At 59.5% G+C, this 19,071-nt stretch carries 19 protein-coding genes and 1 tRNA gene; 13 read left to right on the top strand and 7 right to left on the bottom strand.

Annotated elements, in window-relative coordinates; genetic code table 11:
* Positions 1-16 precede the first annotated feature (16 nt).
* The 7 genes from QRN41_RS10960 (at position 17) to QRN41_RS10930 (ending at position 5,388) form a co-directional block, all read left to right on the top strand.
* On the top strand, positions 17-271 hold the full coding sequence (locus QRN41_RS10960) for a YkgJ family cysteine cluster protein (protein WP_034138977.1): 255 nt from the start codon (positions 17-19) through the stop codon (positions 269-271).
* A gap of 41 nt (positions 272-312) precedes the next feature.
* Entirely contained in the window at positions 313-918 is a 606-nt protein-coding gene (locus QRN41_RS10955) for an START domain-containing protein (RefSeq protein ID WP_285421551.1), read from the top strand.
* A 103-nt stretch (positions 919-1,021) separates the two neighbouring features.
* Positions 1,022-1,258: a hypothetical protein gene (locus QRN41_RS10950; RefSeq protein ID WP_034099759.1), complete on the top strand. Its 237-nt coding sequence runs from the start codon at positions 1,022-1,024 to the stop codon at positions 1,256-1,258.
* Positions 1,259-1,471: 213 nt separating this feature from the next.
* On the top strand, positions 1,472-1,813 hold the full coding sequence (locus QRN41_RS10945) for a ribonuclease E inhibitor RraB (protein ID WP_034099758.1): 342 nt from the start codon (positions 1,472-1,474) through the stop codon (positions 1,811-1,813).
* A gap of 410 nt (positions 1,814-2,223) precedes the next feature.
* Positions 2,224-3,633 carry a circularly permuted type 2 ATP-grasp protein gene (locus QRN41_RS10940; protein WP_034099757.1) on the top strand — a complete coding sequence of 470 codons (1,410 nt, stop codon included), beginning with the start codon at positions 2,224-2,226 and terminating at the stop codon, positions 3,631-3,633.
* A 4-nt stretch (positions 3,634-3,637) separates the two neighbouring features.
* Positions 3,638-4,588: an alpha-E domain-containing protein gene (locus tag QRN41_RS10935; protein WP_094065026.1), complete on the top strand. Its 951-nt coding sequence runs from the start codon at positions 3,638-3,640 to the stop codon at positions 4,586-4,588.
* The gene (locus tag QRN41_RS10930; RefSeq protein ID WP_034099755.1) at positions 4,585-5,388 is read left to right on the top strand and encodes a transglutaminase family protein; all 804 of its coding nucleotides are present in this window, start codon (positions 4,585-4,587) and stop codon (positions 5,386-5,388) included. The genes QRN41_RS10935 and QRN41_RS10930 overlap by 4 nt, the downstream gene beginning before the upstream one ends.
* A 50-nt stretch (positions 5,389-5,438) precedes the next feature.
* Here QRN41_RS10930 and QRN41_RS10925 read toward each other — a convergent pair whose 3' ends face one another.
* Positions 5,439-6,242: a c-type cytochrome gene (locus tag QRN41_RS10925; RefSeq protein ID WP_285421558.1), complete on the bottom strand. Its 804-nt coding sequence runs from the start codon at positions 6,240-6,242 to the stop codon at positions 5,439-5,441.
* A 651-nt stretch (positions 6,243-6,893) separates the two neighbouring features.
* Here QRN41_RS10925 and QRN41_RS10920 point away from each other — a divergent pair.
* The 3 genes from QRN41_RS10920 (at position 6,894) to QRN41_RS10910 (ending at position 11,091) form a co-directional block, all read left to right on the top strand.
* Complete coding sequence (locus tag QRN41_RS10920) at positions 6,894-8,099, top strand: acetyl-CoA C-acetyltransferase (RefSeq protein WP_285421550.1); 1,206 nt, start codon at positions 6,894-6,896, stop codon at positions 8,097-8,099.
* 16 nt (positions 8,100-8,115) lie between these two features.
* Positions 8,116-10,263 carry a 3-hydroxyacyl-CoA dehydrogenase NAD-binding domain-containing protein gene (locus QRN41_RS10915; RefSeq protein ID WP_285421549.1) on the top strand — a complete coding sequence of 716 codons (2,148 nt, stop codon included), beginning with the start codon at positions 8,116-8,118 and terminating at the stop codon, positions 10,261-10,263.
* Between the two features lie 84 nt (positions 10,264-10,347).
* The gene (locus QRN41_RS10910) at positions 10,348-11,091 is read left to right on the top strand and encodes an amidotransferase (RefSeq protein ID WP_034099752.1); all 744 of its coding nucleotides are present in this window, start codon (positions 10,348-10,350) and stop codon (positions 11,089-11,091) included.
* Here QRN41_RS10910 and QRN41_RS10905 read toward each other — a convergent pair.
* From QRN41_RS10905 to QRN41_RS10895, 3 genes are all read right to left on the bottom strand, one after another.
* The gene (locus QRN41_RS10905; RefSeq protein WP_034099751.1) at positions 11,069-12,040 is read right to left on the bottom strand and encodes a magnesium and cobalt transport protein CorA; all 972 of its coding nucleotides are present in this window, start codon (positions 12,038-12,040) and stop codon (positions 11,069-11,071) included. The two genes, QRN41_RS10910 and QRN41_RS10905, sit on opposite strands and share 23 nt — an antisense overlap.
* A 104-nt stretch (positions 12,041-12,144) precedes the next feature.
* Positions 12,145-12,867: a 1-acylglycerol-3-phosphate O-acyltransferase gene (locus QRN41_RS10900; protein ID WP_167416843.1), complete on the bottom strand. Its 723-nt coding sequence runs from the start codon at positions 12,865-12,867 to the stop codon at positions 12,145-12,147.
* A gap of 212 nt (positions 12,868-13,079) precedes the next feature.
* Positions 13,080-13,772, bottom strand: coding sequence for a crotonase/enoyl-CoA hydratase family protein (locus tag QRN41_RS10895; protein WP_034099749.1), 693 nt, complete (start codon positions 13,770-13,772; stop codon positions 13,080-13,082).
* 320 nt (positions 13,773-14,092) lie between these two features.
* On the opposite strand from QRN41_RS10895, the gene QRN41_RS10890 reads away from it, so the two are divergent.
* A tRNA-Ser gene (locus QRN41_RS10890) sits at positions 14,093-14,182 on the top strand.
* A gap of 281 nt (positions 14,183-14,463) precedes the next feature.
* Positions 14,464-16,029 carry a sensor domain-containing diguanylate cyclase gene (locus QRN41_RS10885; RefSeq protein WP_285421548.1) on the top strand — a complete coding sequence of 522 codons (1,566 nt, stop codon included), beginning with the start codon at positions 14,464-14,466 and terminating at the stop codon, positions 16,027-16,029.
* A 30-nt stretch (positions 16,030-16,059) separates the two neighbouring features.
* Here the strand turns inward: QRN41_RS10885 and QRN41_RS10880 are convergent, their stop codons facing one another.
* The 3 genes from QRN41_RS10880 to QRN41_RS10870 form a co-directional block, all read right to left on the bottom strand.
* Positions 16,060-17,100, bottom strand: a complete 1,041-nt coding sequence (locus QRN41_RS10880) for a DMT family transporter (protein WP_285421547.1) — start codon at positions 17,098-17,100, stop codon at positions 16,060-16,062.
* Positions 17,101-17,161: 61 nt separating this feature from the next.
* Positions 17,162-17,497: a hypothetical protein gene (locus tag QRN41_RS10875; RefSeq protein ID WP_034099746.1), complete on the bottom strand. Its 336-nt coding sequence runs from the start codon at positions 17,495-17,497 to the stop codon at positions 17,162-17,164.
* A 114-nt stretch (positions 17,498-17,611) separates the two neighbouring features.
* A complete protein-coding gene (locus QRN41_RS10870; RefSeq protein WP_034114842.1) occupies positions 17,612-18,190 on the bottom strand; it encodes a DUF4337 domain-containing protein in 579 nt (192 codons plus the stop codon).
* 164 nt (positions 18,191-18,354) lie between these two features.
* Here QRN41_RS10870 and QRN41_RS10865 point away from each other — a divergent pair, with 164 nt between their 5' ends.
* Positions 18,355-19,041: an HAD-IA family hydrolase gene (locus QRN41_RS10865; RefSeq protein WP_034099744.1), complete on the top strand. Its 687-nt coding sequence runs from the start codon at positions 18,355-18,357 to the stop codon at positions 19,039-19,041.
* The last annotated feature ends 30 nt before the right edge of the window (positions 19,042-19,071 follow it).

Below are 19,071 nucleotides of genomic sequence, written 5' to 3'. Positions count from 1 at the left end.
CGAGGACCTGCTGGTCATGAAATGCCGTGAAGGCTGTGGCGCTTGCTGCATCGCCCCCTCCATCAGTTCGCCGTTGCCCGGCATGCCCAATGGCAAGCCGGCGGGTGAACGCTGTGTGCACCTGTCTGTCGAACTGCTCTGCCAACTGTTCGGCCAGCCGGAACGGCCGGCGGTGTGCAGTGATTTCAAGGCTGATATCGAGGTGTGCGGCACCGACCAGGCCGATGCGATCCGTTTGATCGGCTGGTGGGAACAGATGACGGCGGCTTGATGGGCTTTACTCTCGGAACTTGAACAATAAGGAATACAACAATGGGTTCGCTGAAACGATTGGCTGTGGTGTGCGGCTTTACCGTGTTATTTGCGGCCACCGCCCAGGCTGAAGAATGGGTGACCGCCAAAGACGACGACGGCATCAAGGTATCCCTGAGCGAAGTTGCCGGCTCCAAATACAAGGCGTATCGAGGTGTAACGGTGATCAAGGCGCCCGTCGCCAAGATCCTCGCTATCCAGGAGGACGTGGTTGGCGCATGTGCCTGGATTCATGAGTGCAAGTCGCAAAAGCTGATCGACAGCAAAGGCGACGAGGCCTGGACCTACACCCAGTTCAACACGCCATGGCCTGTGACGCCGCGTGACTCTTATACCCATGTCACCTCCACCAAAGCGGCTGACGGCAGCGTGACCCGCAAGCTGGAAGGCGTGCCGACTTACAAGCCTGAGGAAAAAGGCTTCGTACGTGTGGCCCAGGTCGAAGGTTTCTGGAGACTGGTGCCAAAGGGCGCTAACGAAACCGAAGTGACCTACCAGGTGCACACCGAGCCAGGCGGCAGCGTGCCTTCGTGGCTGGCCAACAAGTTCGTGGTCGACGCGCCGTTCAACACCCTCAAGGCGCTCAAAGCCCGCGCGGAAAAATAAGCGCGATTGATCGGGTGCTTCCTGCCTTGGGTGGAACGTTTGGCGAACCCCCAAGGTCCAGATAAAGGTGAGCCCACACACGGGTTTTATCGAGGAGGCACCGATGCAAACGTGGCAAATTACCTTCGTTGATGATCACGGCGAAAAATCCGTAGAGCAGTTCACCTGCGAACAAAAGCCCAGCCTCGAAGACGCTGCGCATATGATTCGCAGCAAACTGGTGCCGGTTGCCGCCGAACTCGACCTCAATGACCTTGAGGGGCGCAAGCCGGAGCCGACGGTCAAGATCCTCAAAGACCAGAACAGTATCCAGATTCTCGACATTTCTCCCGCCGCCTGAATATTCCCTGTCCTCCACCCAAGCGCCTCTGGTGGAGGCGATTGCTTCGCGCTACTCTGCAAACGAGATCAGCGAATGAATCGCTAAGGTCTGGTCTTGTCAGCTACATGCTTGTTTTCCAGCGGTGAAACCATTGCCGTAGTTCCCTCGCCAGTAAGGCGCGGGCTTCGGGAAGCACGGAAAGTCTATCCATCGTATTGAGGAGCACTTTTCATGAGCACAGCCTATCAAGAAGACATCAGCACCCACGTTCTGCGCCGCATGAAAGAAGGCGGTTTCGATTTTTCACGGTTCCATCCCATTGAGTTCTACGCGATTTTCCCCGACGAAGAACGGGCGCGCAGAGCTGCGGGCGAATTTCGTGGCGAATCCCTGAACGCTCAGGTCAGTGCGCGCGATGATGGCGCCTGGTACCTGGAACTGAGCAAGATCATGTCTGCAACCTACGACGGCATAGGAGACTTCGAGCAAGACTTTGAAGCAGTGGTCGAGCCCTTGGGCGGCATTATCGAGGGCTGGGGCGTCAAGCAGGAGGTGCGGGGGCGGCCGATGTAATGGTGCGTCCTTCACATCGTTAGCAACGCAGCGTATCGGCTGACCTTCGGGTCGGCCGATTTTGTTTGCGCCGGCGCGAACCCCGGCGGAACTTGCGGGCTCTTTTCATGCACCAAAAAAAAGCCACCCGAGTAGGGTGGCCGAAGGGAAGAGCGGAGCGCTGAAGGTCTGTTCAGCAGATGGTGGCGATTATCCGCAGCTATGGCGGGCCAGTGAAATCAACTCTGACTATGCTCTTGATAGTCAAAGCCCGCATTACGATGAAGCGCGCCACGACACACCAGGCATTCGACGCACCAGGAAGGTGCGATTAACTGCCTGGATCTATTCAACTCACTGATTTTTAAGTGTTTATGCCGATGGCACGGGCCTTGCGATGGTTCTTGCGTCCGGGTGACAAGGAGTACGGCATGATCCGCACTTATTACGACGAAATGTACGACGGGGCAGGGCAGGTCCGCCCCCATTACCGCGAGTTCGCCCGCTGGTTGGCCCAAACCCCTGATGAACTGCTGGCCCAGCGCCGGCGCGAAGCCGATTTGCTGTTTCACCGCGCCGGGATCACCTTCACCCTGTACGGGGACGAACAGGGCACCGAGCGCCTGATCCCTTTCGACACCATCCCCCGCAGCATACCGGCCAGTGAATGGCGGATTATCGAGCGTGGCTGTATTCAGCGGGTCAAGGCGTTGAATATGTTTCTCGCTGACCTTTACCACGAGCAACGCATCATCAAAGCGGGGATCATTCCCGCCGAACAGGTGCTGGCCAACGAGCAATACCAATTGGCAATGCAGGGCCTGAACTTGCACGGCAATCTGTATGCCCACATCGCCGGGGTCGATCTCGTACGCGATGGCGACGGCACTTACTACGTGCTGGAAGACAACCTGCGTACACCCAGCGGTGTCAGCTACATGCTTGAAGACCGCAAGATGATGATGCGCCTGTTCCCCGAACTGTTCGCCGCCCAGCGCATTGCGCCGATCGATCATTACCCCAACCTGCTGCTCGATACCCTAAAAAGCGCCAGCCCCCTGGATAACCCCAGCGTGGTGGTGCTGACCCCGGGCCGATTCAACAGCGCGTTTTTCGAACATGCGTTTCTCGCCCGGGAAATGGGCGTGGAACTGGTTGAAGGCGCCGATCTGTTCGTGCGCGATGACCGTGTATTTATGCGCACCACCGATGGCCCCAAAGCGGTGGACGTGATTTATCGCCGTCTCGACGACGCGTTCCTCGACCCCTTGGCCTTCAACCCGGAGTCCATGCTCGGAGTGCCCGGCCTGTTGGCTGCCTATCGTTCGGGCAATGTGGTGCTGGCCAATGCCATCGGTACAGGCGTCGCGGATGACAAGTCGGTGTACCCCTTCGTCACCGAGATGATCCGCTTTTACCTGGATGAAGAGCCGATCCTGCAAAACGTTCCGACATTCCAGTGCCGTAAGCCTGACGAGTTATCCCACGTACTGGCTAACCTGCCGCAGTTGGTGGTCAAGGAGACCCAAGGCTCCGGCGGCTACGGCATGCTGGTCGGCCCGGCCTCCACGGCGGCGCAGATCGAAGCCTTTCGCGCGCGCATCATGGCCAAGCCCCATGCCTATATTGCCCAGCCCACGCTGTGTCTATCCACGTGCCCGACCTTTGTGGAAAACGGTATTGCCCCGCGCCATATCGACCTGCGCCCGTTCGTGCTGTCCGGCAAGGAGACGCGTGTGGTCCCCGGCGGCCTGACTCGCGTGGCCCTGCGCGAAGGCTCGCTGGTGGTCAACTCGTCCCAGGGCGGCGGCACCAAAGACACCTGGGTGGTGGAGGACTGATGCCATGTTGAGTCGAACTGCTTCGGATCTGTATTGGATGTCGCGCTACCTGGAGCGTGCGGAAAACCTCGCGCGCATGCTCGACGTGAGTTATTCGCTGTCGCTGATGCCCCAGGACGGACGCGGCGATGGCCTGCATGAACTGGCGATGCCGTTGTTGATCACCGGCACCCTGGAGGATTACCACGAGCGCCACGGAGAGTTGCACGCCGAGCGCCTGCTGCACTTTTTTGCCCTGGACGCGGCAAACCCCGCCAGTATCTACAGTTGCCTGGGCGCAGCGCGGGCCAGCGCCCATGCGGTGCGTGGGCGAATCACCGCAGACATGTGGGAAAACATCAATGCCACTTGGCTGGACATTCGCGATATCGCCCAGCAAGGCCTGAGCCGTTATGGCATGAGCCGTTTCTGCGAGTGGGTCAAGGAGCGCTCCCACCTGTTCCGTGGCGCGACCTACGGCACCATCATGCGTAATGACGCATTTCGTTTCATTCGCTTGGGGACCTTTATCGAGCGCGCCGACAACACGCTTCGTCTATTGGATGCGCGCTATGAAATGGCCGGCGACCACGCCGACGCCGTCACCGATGGCACGGCTCACGCCTACTACCAGTGGAGCGCGTTGCTGCGTGCTTTGTCCTCGTTCGAGGCTTACACCGAAATCTATCGCGACGCCCCCGGTGCCCGGCAAGTGGCGCAGTTGCTGCTGTTGCGCGCCGATGTACCGCGCTCGCTGCGTGCGTGCAGCGAAGAGATCGACCAAATCCTCGCCAGCCTGCCGGGCCTCAATGGCCGCCCGGCGCAGCGCCTGGCCGCCGAGATGGATGCGCGCCTGCGCTTCACCGCCATCGATGAAATTCTTGAAGAAGGCCTGCATGCCTGGCTGACCGACTTTATCCCCCTGGTCCGCCAATTGGGCGATGCCATCTACCATTCCTACTTGGAGGCGGCATGAGACTTTCCATCAGCCACGAAACCACCTACCACTATGAAGACCAGGTGCGCGCCAGCATCCAGTACCTGCGCCTCACGCCCCACGACAGCGAGCGCCAGCATGTGCTCAGCTGGCAACTGGATCTGCCGCGCCCGGTGCGCGCGCAGGTCGACCCATTCGGCAATATCCTGCATGTGCTGACCCTGGATGAGCCCCACGACGCCATCATCATCGGCGCCCGTGGTCAGGTGGATATCGATGAGTTGCGCGAGGCCGAGCACGAGCAACAGTCGGCCTACCCATTCCTGCGCGGCACCCGCCTGACCGAGGCCGATGAAGCCCTGCGTGGGTTCGCCCAGCAGCAGTGCGGCCAACGGCGCGACCGCAGCGCCCTGATTGATTTGATGCACGCGCTCAACGAAACCATGGTCTACACGCCTGGCGCCACTGAAGTCGACACCTGCGCCGCTCATGCTTTCGCTGGCCGTGCGGGGGTATGCCAGGACCATGCCCATGTGTTCCTGGCTTGCGCGCGCAGCCTGGGGATTCCTGCACGATATGTGTCGGGGTATTTGTACAGCGAAGACAGCACTCACTTGGCCAGCCACGCCTGGGCCGAAGCCTGGCTGGACGACGCCTGGTACAGCTTCGACGTGACCAACCGTCTGGCACGTCCGGAACGCCACTTGAAACTGGCCGTGGGCCTGGATTATCTCGATGCCTGCCCGGTACGCGGCATGCGCCGGGGTGGCGGGCATGAACAGATGCACGCCAAAGTATCCGTGGCGCCGATGCCGGTCATTTCAGTCCAGCAGCAATAACCAGCCTCCACCGTGAAGCTCACCCGCCAAACGAAGGTGAGCGCTGAGCTTTACGGCTGCTTACGCCCCGCCATGTGCTTCAGATAGCCCACCAGCAGGTCCAGTTCATGGTCCGGCAACACGCTGGCGGTGAACGCGGGCATTTTTGCCTGTGGCCAATGCCGCAGGCTTTGCGGATCACGGATGTAGCGCTTGAGGAAATCGGCGGCGAAATATTCCGTAGGGTTGTAGGGAATATTCAGGTCCGGTCCCACCTGCGCATCCCCCGCGCCATTGAGGCGATGGCACGCCAGGCAGTTTTTCTGGAACAGTGCAAAACCCTGATTGATCGGGTCGTCGGCTGCGAGTTTCGGGTCGGGGAGGAGGGCGGGAAAGCGCTCCGCCACGGTTTTCAACTGTTTGATGCTGGAAATCTGGAATGGCCACTGTTCGGGGCTGATAGGCCCGGCCTGTGGGTCGGTCCACACCAGATAGAACGGACCTGCGCTAGGCTTGCCGTCGGCCAGTGCCGGCCATGGCTGCGCGGGGTCTTCCACGGCCAGCCATGCGCGGGCACCGTGGGTTTGCAGCAGTGGGCCAGCGCTCAGCTCGGCGGCGAAGCCATCCAGTGCAACGGCTTGCACATGGTGTTCCGGCTTAAGACCCGGCAGGAGTAGCGCCAGCGGCACTGCGCGATACGTCATGGTGCGCTTGTAGGAAACGTCATCAACGATACGCACAGTCTGCGCAGCCGGATGCTTGAGCAGGTCGGCGCTCTGCCAGGTCTTGCTGGTGTGGTCGAGTTCGATTGTCAGGGATGCCGCCGTGACCGGCAGGGCAAACAGCACGAGGAGAAGGGCGAAGATCGGTTTCAAGAGGAAGGCCCGGTAATAAGACGTGGCGAAAGCGCTCACGATACCGGAAAAACGCGGGTAAAAAGACAGCCCCTGCCACAGGATCGCGCACGGCGAAGTCCCGGCAGGTGCTGCCAAAAGCTGCAATCCTGATGCGATAAATGCCCAGAATTCGGGGGCTGAAGGGTCACCCAATCACCTTGGTGAGGTTGGGTAGGATCAGTATCAATGTGGTGGCGAAGAGAATAAGTCCCGCCTGACGTACTTTCGAATGCTTGAACATGGCTGACTGCCTTTTGTTGTTATTCCTGAGCGTCAAATGCGTGCCGTGGTCGTCCAGTATGGCGCTATGACGTGTCGCTTTTCTTACAGCCGCTCCGGCAAAACCCGGCAGCAACGTCTTACTGATTGAACCTTAGAGCCCTCGTTCTTCGTGGCTTAGATCCATTTCGTATCAGCTAATACGAATTCGCGCTTAAAACGACATGAGGCATAACGCCAGCTTGGCGCCAATGCCTTGGCTAGACAGCTAAAACGATTAATCCGGCAATTAGCATAGGCACCTACCGTTCGTCCGAGCATGAGGGTCAAAGTCAGTGAGCGCATCCGTCATTGAAACCGTGTCAATCGGGCTTAAGGTAAGGGCACACACGCACGCGGTTCGAGGACGTCATGACCCAAGCTTTGATCTTTGATGCCATACGCACACCCAGGGGCAAGGGCAAGGCCGACGGTGCCTTGCACAGTGTCAAACCGGTCAACCTGGCCGCCGGGTTGCTTACGGCGCTGGCGCAACGCAACGACCTCGACACCCAGCAGGTGGATGACATCGTGCTCGGCTGCGTCACCCCAATTGGCGACCAAGGTGCGGATATCGCCAAGACTGCCGCACTGGCTGCCGACTGGGCCATCAGCGTCGCTGGCGTGCAGATCAACCGCTTCTGCGCCTCGGGCCTGGAGGCGGTCAACCTGGGCGCGATGAAAGTGCGCTCCGGCTTTGAAGACTTGGTGGTGGTGGGCGGCGTCGAGTCCATGTCCCGCGTGCCCATGGGCAGCGACGGCGGCGCCTGGGTTCTGGACCCGCAGACCAATCTGCACAGCCATTTCACCCCCCAGGGTATTGGCGCGGACTTGATCGCAACGTTGGAAGGTTTCACCCGCGAGGACGTCGATACCTTTGCCTTACACTCCCAACAGAAAGCAGCCAGGGCCCGTGCAGACGGTTCCTTCAATAAGTCGTTGATCGCAGTGCAGGACCAAAATGGCATTGTGCTGCTGGATCACGACGAATTTATCCGCGCCGACTCCACCCTCCAAGGGCTCGGCCAGCTCAAGCCCAGTTTCGAGATGATCGGGCAGATGGGCTTCGACGCCACCGCGTTGCGGGTCTACAGCCATGTAGAGCGGATCCAGCATGTGCACACACCGGGCAACAGTTCCGGCATCGTCGACGGTGCCGCATTGATGCTGATCGGCTCAGAGGCCAAGGGCCGTGAGCTGGGCTTGCACCCACGGGCGCGGATTGTTGCCACGGCGGTGACCAGCACCGACCCCACCATCATGCTCACTGGCCCGGCGCCGGCCACCCGCAAAGCCTTGGTCAAGGCCGGTTTGCGCGTGGAAGACATCGACTTGTTCGAAGTCAACGAAGCCTTCGCCTCGGTGGTGCTCAAGTTCATCAAGGACATGGGTATCGACCCCGCGCGGGTCAACGTCAATGGCGGTTCGATCGCCATGGGCCACCCGTTGGGCGCCACCGGCTGTGCGATTCTCGGTACTTTGCTCGACGAATTAGAGGCACGCCAGCTGCGCTATGGCCTGGCCACCCTGTGTGTCGGCGGTGGCATGGGCATCGCCACTGTGATCGAACGTCTCTGAGCCCAAGGAATTAGTTATGACCGATGCCATTCGTTACGAAAAAGGCCAGGACCAGATCGTGGTGCTGACCCTTGACCTGCCTGGCCAGAGTGCCAACACCATGAATGCCGTATACCGCGAGGCCATGGCCGCCACCGTCGCACGTCTTGAAGAGGAAAAGGACCACATCGCCGGTGTGGTTATCACGTCGGCCAAGAAGACTTTTTTCGCCGGTGGAGACCTCAACGAGTTGATCGCCGTCGACAAGGCTGGTGCCAAGGCGTTCTACGACGGCGTGCGAGTGCTCAAGGCGCAGTTACGTCGCCTGGAGGCCCTTGGCAGGCCGGTGGTGGCCGCCATCAATGGTGCGGCGCTGGGCGGTGGCTGGGAGATTTGCCTGGCCTGCCATTACCGTATCGCGCTGGACGAGCCATCGGTGCAACTGGGGTTGCCGGAAGTCACCTTGGGTCTGTTGCCCGGCGGCGGGGGCGTGGTGCGTATGGTGCGTTTATTGGGCTTGGAAAAAGCCCTGCCGTATTTGCTCGAAGGTAAAAAAGTACGCCCGCAACAAGCATTGCAAGCCGGTTTGATCCATGCGCTGGCCACGGACCGCGACGCAATGCTGGCCCAGGCCCGCGCCTGGATTCTTGCCAACCCCGAGGCCAGACAACCCTGGGACAACAAGGGTTATCAGATCCCCGGCGGCACGCCGTCGCACCCCAAGGTCGCGCAGATGCTGGCGATTGCGCCGTCGATTCTGCGCAGTAAAACCCAGGGCTGTTTCCCGGCGCCGGAGAAAATCCTCTGCGCCGCTGTGGAAGGCGCTCAGGTAGACGTCGACACGGCTCACCTGATCGAAACCCGCTATTTCACCGAATTGGTCACCGGACAAGTGGCCAAGAACATGATCGGCACCTTTTGGTTCCAGCTCAATGACATCAATGCCGGGCGTTCGCGCCCCGCAGGTATTGCACCTTATGTGACACGCAAGCTCGGTGTGCTCGGCGCGGGCATGATGGGGGCGGGCATCGCTTATGTCAGCGCCTGTGCGGGAATCGACGTAGTGCTCAAAGATATCAACCTGGCGGCGGCCGAGAGGGGTAAAGCGCACGCGGCGGCGCTGCTGGACAAAAAGCTTGGCCGTGGGCAAGTGAGCGCCGAACAGCGCGAAAGCATCCTTGCGCGGATTTTTCCCACCCAGGACGACAGCGACCTGGCCGGCTGTGACCTGATCATCGAAGCAGTGTTCGAAGATCGTGAACTCAAGGCCAAGGTGTCGGCCGCCGCCCAGCGCGTAGTGGGTGCTGATGCGGTGATCGCGTCCAATACGTCCACCTTGCCCATCACCGGCCTGGCCACGACGGTGCCGGACCCCGCCAAATTTATCGGTCTGCATTTCTTCAGCCCGGTGGACAAGATGGCCTTGGTGGAAATCATCAAGGGCTCGCGCACCTCAGACGAAACCCTGGCCCGTGGTTTTGATTTCGTACTGCAGATCAAGAAAACCCCCATCGTGGTCAACGACAGCCGTGGTTTCTTCACCTCACGGGTGTTCGCCACCTTCACCAATGAAGGTATCGCCATGCTTGGCGAGGGCGTGGCCGCGCCGTTGATCGAGACTGAGGCGCGCAAGGCCGGGATGCCGGTAGGGCCGCTGGCGGTGTCCGATGAAGTCTCACTCAGCCTGATGAGCCATATCCGACAGCAAACTGCCAAGGATCTGCAGGCCGAAGGTCAGGCGGTGCTGGCTCATCCAGCCACGGCGGTGATCGAGCGGCTCGTCAATGAATTCAAACGGCTGGGCAAAGCCGCTGGCGGCGGTTTTTATGAGTACCCCAGTGGCGGGCAGAAATACCTGTGGCCAGAGCTGAAACAGCGCTTCGAGCGGCCCGAACAACGGATCTCGGCGCAGGACGTGCACGACCGCTTGCTGTTTATCCAAGCCATCGAAACCGTGCGCTGTGTGGAGGAGGGGGTGTTGATGTCCACGGCGGACGCCAACGTGGGCTCGATCTTCGGCATCGGTTTTGCGGCGTGGAGTGGCGGCGCATTGCAATTTATCAATCAATACGGCCTGAACGACTTTATCGCTCGCGCCCGTTATTTGGCCGAACAGTACGGCGAGCGGTTTACGCCGCCGGCACTGTTGTTGCAAAAAGCCGCGCGAGGGGAGAGTTTCGTATAGGTGTGGCGGGGGCTTGCTTTGCAGGTAGGTTTGCAGGCAGGCTTGAGGTGTTCGATATTCCCATCGCCGTGTCAGGTATTTTTTATGTCGCTACGCGTCTGCATCCTGGAAACCGATATCCTGCGTCCAGGCTTGATCGATCAGTACCAAGGTTACGGGCAGATGTTCAAGCGCCTGTTCGCCAAGCAGCCGATCCCTGCCGAGTTTGTGGTGTACAACGTGGTGAACGGGGAGTACCCGCCGGACGATGAGCAGTTTGACGCCTATCTGGTCACCGGCAGCAAGGCAGACTCCTTCGGCACCGACCCGTGGATCCAGACGCTCAAAACCTACTTGCTCGAACGTTACCAACGCGGCGACAAACTGCTGGGCATCTGCTTCGGCCATCAGTTGCTGGCGCTGTTGCTGGGTGGTAAAGCCGAGCGCGCTACTCAAGGTTGGGGCATGGGCATTCATGATTACACACTGGATGCCCAGGCGCCGTGGATGAGCCCCGAGGTGCCCGAACTGACGCTGCTGATCAGTCATCAGGACCAGGTGACTACCTTGCCGGAGGGCGCCAAAGTCATTGCCTCCAGCGAGTTTTGCCCGTTCGCCGCGTACCACATCGGCGATCAGGTACTGTGCTTCCAGGGCCACCCGGAATTTGTTCAGGATTATTCGCGCGAGTTGCTGGAGATTCTTCAGACAACCTTGGGCGAAAAAGTCTACTCAAACGGTGTGGCCAGCCTGGCACGCGAGCACCATGGCGTCACCGTAGCGGAATGGATGATGCGCTTTGTGGCGCACAAGCCCGAAGCCGAGGTTAAAGCCATCCCGACCGCTTGAAGCTGGCCCACAGGCTGGTGCACCCCACCGCGATCAGCCCGAGCACCGCAAAATAGCCGTAGTGCCATTGCAGCTCAGGCATGTTCTGGAAGTTCATCCCATAAATCCCCGCCACTGCGGTGGGGAACGCCAGGATCGCCGCCCAGGCGGCGAATTTGCGCTGCACTACACTCTGGCGCGACGCCTCCAGCAACACCCCGATTTCAATGGTCTGGCTGGCGATGTCGCGCAGGGTGGTGAGGTCTTCCATCTGCCGTGTGACATGGATCTGCACATCGCGGAAATACGGACGCATGTTTTTGTCGATAAACGGAAAGCTCAGTTTCTGCAGCTCCTGGCTGATCTCTACCATTGGCGCCACATGACGCTTGAGCCGCAGCACGTCGCGGCGCAGGCTGTGGAGGTTCTGGATATCGCGTTCGCTTAACGAACTGCACAGCACATTGCGCTCCAGCTCATCGATCTCGGCATGGATTGCCTCACTGACGGGCTGGTAGTTTTCCGTGACGAAATCCAGCAGCGCATAGAGTACGAAATCTTCCCCATGCTCCAATAACAGCGGTCGCGCCTCACAGCGCTGACGTACAAAACCGTAGGATGCCGAGTGACCGTTGCGTGCGGTAATCACGTAGCCGTTGCCGGCGAAGATATGGGTTTCGATAAACACCAGTTTGCCGTTCTCGCGCACCGGCGAATACGTGACGATAAACAGCGCGTCGCCAAAGGTTTCCAGCTTGGGGCGGCTGTGTTTTTCCAGGGCGTCTTCGATGGCCAGTTCATGCAGGTTGAACTGGCGTTGCAGGTTGGCCAATTCCAGGGCGTTGGGCTCTTCCAGGCCGATCCACACAAAATGCCCGGGTTTGGCGGCCCAGGCCGCGCCTTCGTCGAGGGTGATATCGGTGACTTTCTTTCCGGCGCTATACACGGCGGCCGCAACAACTCTACCCATGATGCTGATCACTTCTTATAAGAGGAGACAGATGTTGGGCAGCTTAGCGTGAATGGCGTTCCGTTGTAGGAGCGAGCACCCTCGCTCCTATAAGGAAAAGGGAATCAGACCCTCTTGAGCTGTGCATCCATGGCCTTGATGCACATGTCCATTTGCGCCTGACACGCTTGCATCAAGGCCGGGAGGTCGTCCGAGGTCATGCCGGTGGTAGGAATTGGAGGCAACGAGCGTATGAGCACATCACCGCTGTTCCAGCGATTGAGCTGCATATGGGTGACGTAATTGCTGACGCACACCTGCACGATGGGCACCCCGGCGGCGATGGCCATATGAAAGGCGCCTTTCTTGAATGGCAGCAGACCCTTGCCCAGGTTGCGCGTGCCTTCGGGGAACACCCAGATCGAGGTGTCTTTATGTTGCAACGTATCGGTGGTGGTGAGCATGGCGCGGCGCGCTTTGTGGGCATTGCCGCGGTCGATCAACACATTGCCCGCCAGCCAGAACAACTGGCCGAACAGCGGCACCCACTTGAGGCTCTTCTTGGCGATGCACACGGTGCGGTGGGGCACCACGGTACCGAACACGAACAAGTCATAGTTGGACTGATGGTTGGCGATAATCACGCAAGTGCCTGGCTTATGCCGCAGCGAGTCGACATCGGCTTTCACATTCAGCCCCAACAACCACATCGCGGGCACCGCGTAGAGGCGGGCGCACAAGCGACTGTTATCCGGGTTGAACGGGCGGCAAACGCCGATCAGCACACCCAACACACCAGCCACTATAAAGTGCAGGCCCATCAACACCATACGTAACAGAAAAAGCATCCACCTGGCCCATCGAAACAAAAGGTGGCGCAGTGTACGGTCGTGCACTGTATTCGGCAATTGGCGCTATAGAAGTAGGAGATGGGCGATGTTTGAGCGCATATTTCGATATTTGCCAGGGGCCCCAGCCTAGAGCGACTGAGGCTTTTTCAGATGTGGCTGTAAGAAAAAGCCCGACACAAGGTCGGGCTTTGGCATAAGCATAGTTAGGCTTAGCTCAGAATATGGCCCTGATCCTGGATGATTGCCTCGTCCAGGGCTTCCAGCAGCGCTTTGCGCACTTTCAATTTGGTGTGCTTGTGGGCGTTCATATTGATCTTCTTCAATTGCCGCGCCGCCTCCAGCGCTGCTGCGTGCAGTTCTTCCGGGGCGACCACTTTATCGAGGAAGCCGGCCTGCAATGCACCCTGAGGGTCGAACATCTCGGCATTGATCACCGAGCGATGGAACGCCGACTTGCGCAGACGATCCCGTGCCAGCTCGATTCCGGCGTGGTGCATGGTCATGCCGATCATCACTTCGTTCAGGCCGATGCTGAACGGGCCTTCTACCCCGATCCGATAATCCGCCGACAACAACAGAAAGGCGCCCTTAGCCACCGCATGCCCAGGGCACGCCACAATCACGGGGAACGGGTGCGACAACAGCCGCCGTGCCAATGTCGAGCCCGATGTCACCAGACCGATTGCTTCTTTGGGGCCGGCGGTCATCACCTTCAAATCGTAACCCCCGGACAGAATCCCCGGCGTGCCGGTAATCACTACTACCGCCCGATCCTTCTCGGCCTGGTCCAGCGCTTCGTTAAACGCACTGACCACCGCCGGGGAAATGGCGTTGACCTTGCCGTTGCTCAAGGTCAGGGTGGCGATACCGTCTTCGAGGTGGTAGGCAATCAACTCACTCATGACGCGGTTCCTTGTAGGGCTTGTTATAGAAGAATGCAGCAGACGTTACCCACCACGCCCGGCTCGGTAAAGCGCTATGACTGACTACCCAGTCAGCCTTTTCCCGCATGCCCAAGCCTAGACGGCCTGCGGCGTGGCGCGACAAAGCCTTGAGACAGGCGCCAGCGGTGCCTGAGAATGGCACAATCACCACCCCTCGCCGGACATGCTCAGGCATAACCGGCTAACCGCATGAATATTCTGAAAAAAACCTTTGCCATCAGAAAGGCTTTCGACTACATTAGCGCGCCTCGACAGACTGAACTGGTTTGACGAGATACGGTGAAGTGTCCGAGTGGCTTAAGGAGCACGCCTGGAAAGTGTGTATACAAGAAATTGTATCGAGAGTTCGAATCTCTCCTTCACCGCCACATTCTACAAACACAAACCCCTGGTTTCTTAACAAGAGCCGGGGGTTTGTGGTTTCTGGCGCTCGTAAATACAGGGCTTGGCACGCTGCGCTGTGCCCTCGCGTGCAGTCACTCAAACCCCGCAAGCCCTTGATGCCTCAAGTGCCTGATGGGTCCAAGCTCGGCTTGAGATGCCCGTATTCTTGCCGGTATTCACTTCGAATCGGTCTGGCTACCTGTGCGGGGCGACTCATACGTAATCTTGTTCGTTATACAACCTCTGCCTTGCCCGGATTGTGTAGATGACCACTCGACCGAAGCCCACGCTCAACCTTCGTAGTTTGATTCTTATTTTTGTACTGCTTTCTGCTGTTGCGACCCTGGTCAACAGTTTCTGGGTCATGTTCAAGATTCAGAAGCAGGAACTCATTGAAGGGGCGCTGGACGTCAATAGAAACTACGCCGCCCGTATCGCCCGCAGCGTCGAGCAGGTATTGGACGCCGATCTCGATAAATTGAAATATGGTGCAGCGGGTATTGGCAAAGCGTTTGGCGACAAAAGTGCTTTGACCCGTGAGGCCAAGCGCTTGTTTGAGCAGGACGCCAGTTTCAACTCCGTACTGGTCGCCGGCGCGGACGGTACCATCATTGCTTCCGCGCCTGAAAACCTTCAACTCAATGGCCGCACGTTGCAGCACAAAGAACCTTTGACGCTGCGCACGCCGAAAATCAGCAACGCCTTCAGGTCGATCTCCGGCAATTTGGTGGTGTTTATCTCTCAACCCATATTCGGTACGGGCGGAGAGTATCTGGGCTTGATCGGCGGCACTATTCGGTTGGAGCAGAGCAATACTCTTCAATCCCTCATGGACACGAATGTGCGCAAGGATGGCGCGCATTTCTACTTGGTCGACGCTGCGCGCCAGGTGCTCTATCACAGCGATCCTGCGCAGATAGGCAGTGTCAGGGGCACGGATTTGATCGCCAGCGCATCGCTCCGCGAGGCCTCAGGCACCTTACAAGCTAAGGATGAGCACGATGTGGAAATGCTCGCCGGTTTCGCTCGGGTGCCCAGCAGCGGTTGGGGTGTGATCTCGCAGCAGCCCTTGGAGAATATCCAGGCAGTTCTGCGCCGGACGATGACCAAAGTGGCTCAGGGTATAGCACCGTTGGCGCTGTTCGGGATCGTTCTGATCTGGTGGTTGGGCGCAAGGATCTCGGCCCCATTATCGCGGCTGGCCGACTGTGCCAAACGGCTGGACATGCCTGACAGCTACGCGCGCATCAGCGCAGTGCCTGCGCGTTATTTCGAAAGTTGGCAGATTCGCAGAGCGCTGTTGCTGGGCGCGACCCTGTTGCAGGAGAAGATCGGCAAGCTCAATCATCAGGCCCATACGGATGCACTGACGGGGCTGGCCAACCGCCGGGCCATGCAGGACGTGCTGGCGTTGTGGCAGGAGACAGGCAAAGCGTTTGCCGTGGTTTCCGTCGACATCGATCATTTCAAGCGCGTCAACGATACGTTCGGCCACGGCGTGGGGGATCAAACGCTGCGCGCCATTGCGGAACTCATGCAGCAGAATTCTCGTGCCAACGACTTGCCTTGCAGGGTGGGGGGCGAGGAGTTCGTCTTGTTATTGCCGGGCAGTTCGCTGCACACAGCGGCCGACGTCGCTGAACGGCTGCGTGCCTCGATCGAGGCTGCCAGCATCGAGACCGTGGGGCATATCACTGTTTCACTCGGCGTGGCCGTTTGGTGCCCCAATGGCGAGTCGATATCAGCGGTGCTCGAAAGAGCCGATCAATTGTTGTACCAGGCCCAGCAAAGTGGACGCAATTGCGTGGTGGTTGAGCACTCGTCGGACTGAACGGCGACCAGCCGGCACGCTGTTGGGCCCTCAATGCCTGTGGCGATGATGCACATCCGGAAAATGCGCGTGGCTATGCTTGATCGGGCTGTGCACATGCACATGGCTGTGCGGCTCATTGGGGGCCCAATCAAACGCATGTTCATGCTGATGATGTTCGTCATGCACATGCCAGTGCCCGTGTTCCGTGGCTTCGTGCTGATGTTCATGGGCGTGGCGTTCGGTCAGGTGCAGCCACACGCCTACCGCCATTAACGCCGAGGCCACCCAGAACGCGATCGACACCGACTCGCCCATCGCCAGTACCGCCAGGGCGGCGCCGAGAAAAGGGGCGGTGGAGAAATACGCCCCGGTGCGTGCGCTGCCCAGGCCGCGCAGGGCCAGTACAAACAGCACGAGGCTGATGCCGTAGCCGAGGAAACCCACCAGCAGGATTGGCATCAGTTGAGCGGTGGCCGGCCATTGCGCGCCGAGGTAAACGGCCAGGCCGGTATTCACCAGCCCGGCGATCAAACCTTTGATGCCGGCGATAAATACTGCGTCCGAAGCGGAAACCTTGCGCGTCAGGTTGTTATCGATGCCCCAGCACAGGCAGGCCAGCGCAACTGCCAGCGGCCCGGTCCAGTCGTGACTGGCGCCGGCGCCGTCCGACCATGACAACACCACGCCGCCCAGCACGATTGCGATCATCCCCAGGACGATACGGCGGTCGGCGTTTTCTCGGAACACCAGCCAGGCGATCACGGCGGTGAGCACCGATTCCAGGTTGAGCATCAACGAGGCCGTTGAGGCGGCGGTGCGGGTCAGGCCGTACATAAGGGCGACGGGGCCGAGGATGCCGCCGAAGAGAATGGCGCCGAGCAACCAGGGCCATTCGTGGGGTGTCAGCCCGCTGTTTTGCCATCCGCGATCGCGGATCAGGCGCACCACGCCGAGGCCGAGGCCACTGCCGAGGTATAGCAGGCCGGCCAGCAGAATGGGCGAGAGGCCCAGGCCGAAGTGCTTTGCGAGCGGGGTGCTGGCGCCGAACAGGGCGGCGGCGCAGAGGGCATAAACGATGCTGAGGTTCATGGGCCATCCTCGGAGGGTCAGCCCATGATACGTCGCGGGCGCAGGTGAACGCCCGAAGGATTTACTGTGCGGTTTTCAGCTTGACCACATCACCGGAGATCTTGGTGGTGTAACCGCTGAGCACCCAGGCCCAGAACCACTTTTCCTGCACTTGGGTGTTGATCAGAGCGTCGCCGCCTTTTGCCTTGATGGCCGCTTCTTGTGCGCGGACGAAACGGCTGTTCTGACCGATCGGGATCACGCCGAACAGCATGATGCCGGTGGCGCTGGCTTCACTGTGACCCAGCACGGTGTATTGGTTGCTGTCGTACTGTGGGGATTTGATGGCGGTGCCGGTGCAGCCGGCCAGGGCGAAACCGAGTACTGCGGCTGCAACTACTTTGCTGACGTACTTCACTGTGTAACTCCATGGTCTAAAGCCCAAGATTCAATTCCTGGGGGCGCGTACTGTAATCGCTGCATAGACGAATTGAAACGAATCTGAACGATTAGGCTCGTTCACGCCGCGCGGCTAAACATGCAGCCACGCCAGCCCGCCCAGCACCATGGCCACGCCTGCGGCCGTATACGAAAGCCGCTTCAACCACTCCTTCCTCGTCAACAAGGTAATTGCCGCCAACGAAATCGCGATCTGAATCGCAGTCATCGCCTGGGCCCAGCGGTGGTGCCGATGCAGCGCCTGTTCAGATTTTTCATCCCACTCCCGTGAGGTGGCTTCAAGTTTTTCTGCCTGTTGGCGCACGGCCTCCTTCTGGCTTTTGTAGCGTTCGATCTCTTCCCGATAATGCGCAGCATCCACGCCGGGGATATGGGTGGCCAGCTCCGCGAGGTTTTGTCGGCTGGACTTGGCCTGGTAGTAATTCCACTGGTTGGCGGCTTCGGTCTTGATGATCGCGGCGTTGTTCTTGTCCATCGCCGCTTCACTCTCGGTGGAACCGGCCTGGTAACTGAGCATGGCGCCGAGGGTGGCCATCAACGCGGTCATCACGGCGATGCGGCTGGCGAAACTATCCCCTCGGGCGTGGGCATGTTCGGTGGTGTGTTCGATATGTTTTTCGTGGGGGCTGGGGACTTCGAAGGCTTCGGACATGGCGGCGTCTGTGAACGGCGTGAGGGATACTGATTCTTCACCAGCCAAGCTGTCGCGATCCTGTCCGCGACGCAGGGTCAACCTCGTCCAAAGGGTTGCCCGCAGGTCAATGTGACCGCTATTGTGCTGAAACCTTTTAGTCCTTCCCCCAAGGATCCGTTGTGATGAATGCACCGCGTACCGCTGTCCCGATCAAGGCTGTGATTTTCGATATGGACGGATTGTTGCTGGACACCGAAGGCATCTACACCGAAGTCACGCAGATCATTGCCGAGCGCTACGGCCGTTCTTATGACTGGGGGATCAAGCAGCACATTATCGGGCGGGGTGCCCAGGACCTGGCCGAGTATGTGGTCAAGGCGCTGGAATTGCCGATCACCCCGGCCGAATTTCTGCGCATCCGCGAACCGTTGATGAGCGAGCGTTTTCCCAAGGCATTGGGCATGCCCGGCGCCGAAGCGCTGGTTCGGCATTTGAAGGCGCACAACATCCCGATTGCCGTGGGCACCAGTTCTTCGCGCAATTCGTTCGGCCACAAGACCACCTTGCACCGAGAGTGGTTTGCGTTGTTCGACACCATCGTCACCGCCGATGACCCGGAAGTCGGTGCCGCTAAGCCCGCGCCGGACATCTTCCTCACCGCCGCACGCCGTCTGGGTGTCGAGCCCAAGGATTGCCTGGTGTTCGAAGATTCGCCGTTCGGCGTAACCGCGGCAAAGGCTGCGCAAATGACCGCCATCGCTGTGCCCGATGAAGCCATGGCCGACAGCAAGTACCACCACGCCGACCAGATCATCCGCAAACTCGCGGACTTTGATCTGGCGGCGTATGGCTTACCGCCGATGTCCTGACCACACTCGGCCAAAATGTGGGAGGGGGTT

Source organism: Pseudomonas sp. efr-133-TYG-23 (genome assembly GCF_030209215.1).
GTDB classification, from domain to species: domain Bacteria; phylum Pseudomonadota; class Gammaproteobacteria; order Pseudomonadales; family Pseudomonadaceae; genus Aquipseudomonas; species Aquipseudomonas rhodesiae.
Note: the sequence above shows the minus strand (reverse complement) of the source record. Positions and strands in the feature narration are given on the sequence as shown.